At 70.9% G+C, this 3287-nt stretch carries 3 protein-coding genes, 1 pseudogene and 1 riboswitch; of the genes and pseudogenes, 3 read left to right on the top strand and 1 reads right to left on the bottom strand.

Annotation, left to right across the window (positions count from 1 at the left end):
- Nucleotides 1-218, top strand: a pseudogene (locus H5J33_RS28460) (nucleoside hydrolase); the annotation flags it as partial.
- Nucleotides 219-439: 221 nt separating this feature from the next.
- Here the strand turns inward: H5J33_RS28460 and H5J33_RS28455 are convergent.
- On the bottom strand, nucleotides 440-1522 hold the full coding sequence (locus H5J33_RS28455; protein WP_181797698.1) for a HoxN/HupN/NixA family nickel/cobalt transporter: 1083 nt from the start codon (nucleotides 1520-1522) through the stop codon (nucleotides 440-442).
- Nucleotides 1523-1550: 28 nt separating this feature from the next.
- A riboswitch (cobalamin riboswitch) is annotated at nucleotides 1551-1735 on the bottom strand.
- A gap of 78 nt (nucleotides 1736-1813) precedes the next feature.
- Between H5J33_RS28455 and H5J33_RS28450 the strand changes: the two genes are divergently transcribed.
- Both H5J33_RS28450 and H5J33_RS28445 read left to right on the top strand, forming a co-directional pair.
- Nucleotides 1814-2164, top strand: a complete 351-nt coding sequence (locus tag H5J33_RS28450) for a metalloregulator ArsR/SmtB family transcription factor (RefSeq protein ID WP_181797697.1) — start codon at nucleotides 1814-1816, stop codon at nucleotides 2162-2164.
- 79 nt (nucleotides 2165-2243) lie between these two features.
- On the top strand, nucleotides 2244-3287 hold a 1044-nt coding region (locus H5J33_RS28445; protein WP_258565454.1), incomplete at its 3' end, for an alpha-amylase family glycosyl hydrolase.

Genomic DNA, 3287 nt, shown 5'->3' with positions numbered 1-3287 from the left:
GCTCACCGACGGCGGGCCTCACCACCCGGCTGCTGCCGGTCGAGGTCTGCCTGGCGCCCGGCCCGGCCCGCGGCCAGACCGTCGTGGACCTCAGACCCGGCCCCGGCGAGGCCGAGTTCCACGACGACGGCTCCGAACGCGCCCTGGTGGACGTGGCGTTGGACGTGGACGTGGACCGGTACGTGAAGCTGTACCTGGAGACGGTGGAACGGCCCTAGCCCGCGTGGGTACGGACCATGGCACGGCCCTTCACCACAAGGGTGCCGGCCGGCCCCGGAGGCCCGATCCGGCCATCGTGCGGCCCATCGGTCCGGGCCGGGAGCCGGCCGATCACAGGGCTGAGCATGCGTTCACGAGCCTGGACCCGTTCCGGAACGCCACCTGCCGCCGATGCTCGACACCCTCCAGCCGGTGGTCCGCGCCGTGCTCGCCCGCCGGCTCAGTCGGACGGTGCCGCCCGCACCGACCAGCGCTCCTCCACCCGTGCCAGCCTCCAGTACGCCAGCGCCACCGCCCACACCGCCACGAACAGGCCGACGATGAGATAGCCGACGTTGTCCAGGTCCAGGCCGGCCACCCAGCCGGTCACCGGGTCGCTGAGGCCGAACTTCTCGTGCAGCACGCCGACCAGCTCGATGGTGCCGATGAAGAAGGCGACGGCGATGGACAGGCCGGTGATGGCGAGGTTGTAGAACACCTTGCGGACAGGGTTGGCGAACGCCCACTGGTAGGCGAAGTTCATGAACGTGCCGTCGAGGGTGTCGAACAGGCTCATCCCGGCGGCGAACAGCAGCGGCAGGCACAGGATCGCGTACCAGGGCAGTCCGGCCGCCGCGCCCGAGCCGGCCATCACCATCAGGGTGACCTCGGTGGCCGTGTCGAAGCCGAGGCCGAACAGGAAGCCCAGCGGATACATCTGGCCCGGCCGGGACACGGACTTCGTCAGCCGCCCGAGCAGCCGGTTCATGAACCCCCGGGAGTCCAGGTGCCGTTCCAGCTCCGTCTCGTCGTACCCGCCCGCGCGCATCGCCCGGAAGACCTTCAGGATGCCCACCAGGGCGACCAGGTTCAGGGCGGCGATGAGGTAGAGGAAGGACCCGGAGATCGTCGTACCGAGCACCCCGAGCACCTGGTGGGTGGCGGAGCCCTCGTTCATCACCTTCCCGGCCAGCGAGGTGCCGCCCGCGATCAGCAGCGCCAGCAGCACGACCACGCTGGAGTGCCCGAGCGCGAACCAGAACCCCACCGACACCGGCCGCTTGCCGTCGGCCATCAGCTTGCGGGTGGTGTTGTCGATCGCCGCGATGTGGTCGGCGTCGAAGGCGTGGCGCATGCCGAGGGTGTAGGCGGTGATCCCGAGCCCCACGCCGAACACCTGGGAACCGACCTGGTAGTGCCGTGGGGCGACCAGCAGGTAGAGGATTCCGAAGGCGACGACGTGCAGGGCGAGTATCACCACCAGCAGCCCCGCCGTCTTGACGGTGTCCTCGCGTCGCCAGCGGAAAGCAGCGGCATCGGCCATCGGGTTCACGCTCCAGCACCTCGTGGATCACTTCGTGAGCTGCCGTGGCCGGTCTCCTGGCTTACGGGTCACACGTCCGCCGTTCCTGCCTTCCCGGCCTTGCGGCCAGTGGCCCGGCGGATGCCGGACGGAACGGGAACTCCCCGATCACAGTGGCGAGGGCCGCTCCGGTCTCACACCGGCTTCCCGAACACCACGGCCCGCCCACGGTAGGGGGGCACGCGGTTTCCTGCATAGCTGCGCAGTCGGGCAGGTATCCAAGATCACATCGGGGCCTGCCAGGATGGGGCCATGCATCTCGTTCCTGCCGACCGTGCCGACCGTCGCACCATCGACGGTCACCGGGTGTGCGAGGCGATCGCCGCCATCGGCGACGCGGGGCGTCTGCGCACCTGGGCCGACCGCTTCTCGCTGCTGGCCGACGCCAACCGGCTCGCGCTGCTGCTCGCCCTGCACCGGACCGGACCGCTGGCCGTCTCGGACCTGGCGATCGCCACGGGCATGAACGACCCGGCCGTCTCCCAGGCCCTGCGGCTGCTGCGCGCCGCGGGGGTCGTGGCGGGGGAGAAAGAGGGGCGCGTGGTGCGCTATCGGGTGGTGGACGAGGACGTAAGGGGCCTGTTGGAGCACTGCGCCGCCTGACCGCCCCGGAAAAGGTTCCCTTTCGGGCAATGTGGACAGATACAGATTCCGTACCGTCGTCCGTCCCAGGGGAGCCCGTATGGCAGACCGCCCGCCGGACCTCTCGTCCAAGAATCCCGACTGGTGGCGCCAAGCCGTCATCTACCAGGTGTATCCACGCAGTTTCGCCGACGCCGACGGCGACGGCCTCGGCGATCTGCGGGGCCTGACCCAGCGGCTGTCCCACCTCGCCGCGCTCGGCGTCGACGCGCTGTGGCTGAGTCCCTTCTACCCCTCCGAACTCGCCGACGGCGGCTACGACGTCATCGACCCGCGCGGTGTCGACGAACGCCTCGGCACCCTGGACGACTTCGACGCCCTGGTGGGCGAGGCGCACCGGCTGGGCCTGAAGGTCGTCGTGGACATCGTCCCCAACCACACCTCCCACCTGCACCGCTGGTTCCAGGAGGCACTGCGCGCCGGACCCGGATCGATCGCCCGCGAGCGGTACGTCTTCCGGCCCGGGCGCGGCGCGCACGGGGAACTGCCGCCCACCGACTGGCAGTCCGTGTTCGGCGGCAGCGCCTGGCAGCGGGTGGCCGACGGGGAGTGGTACCTGCACCTGTTCGCCCCCGAACAGCCCGACCTGAACTGGGACCACGAGGAGGTCCGCGCCGACTTCCGCGCCACCCTGCGGTTCTGGTCCGACCGGGGCGTGGACGGCTTCCGCGTGGACGTCGCCCACGGCCTGACCAAGGACCTCACCGAACCGCTGCGCGACCTCGGCGCCCTCGGCACGGCCGGCGAGGAGGCCCTGCGGCACATGGCGCCGGGCAGCCATCCGTACTGGGACCGGGACGAGGTGCACGAGATCTACCGCGACTGGCGCAAGATCTTCGACGCCTACCGCCCGCCCCGCATGGCCGTCGCCGAGGCCTGGGTCCCGGGCGACCGCCGGTCCCTGTACGCCCGCCCCGACGAACTCGGCCAGGCATTCAACTTCGAGTACCTCGAGGCCCGCTGGGACGCGGCCGAGCTGCGCGAGATCATCTCCGGCGAGCTGGCCACGGCCCGCTCGGCCGGTGCCTCCGCGACCTGGGTGCTGTCCAACCACGACGTCGTACGGCACGCCTCCCGGCTCGTG

The sequence above is a fragment of the Streptomyces sp. WELS2 genome, assembly GCF_013870595.1.
GTDB lineage: Bacteria > Actinomycetota > Actinomycetes > Streptomycetales > Streptomycetaceae > Streptomyces.
This window is presented reverse-complemented; position numbering and strand designations above follow the sequence as displayed.

Coding starts and splice junctions, on each gene's coding strand:
- H5J33_RS28455 (WP_181797698.1), bottom strand. CDS start 1,522: ATGGCCGATGCCGCTGCTTTCCGCTGGCGACGCGAGGACACCGTCAAG.
- H5J33_RS28450 (WP_181797697.1), top strand. CDS start 1,814: ATGCATCTCGTTCCTGCCGACCGTGCCGACCGTCGCACCATCGACGGT.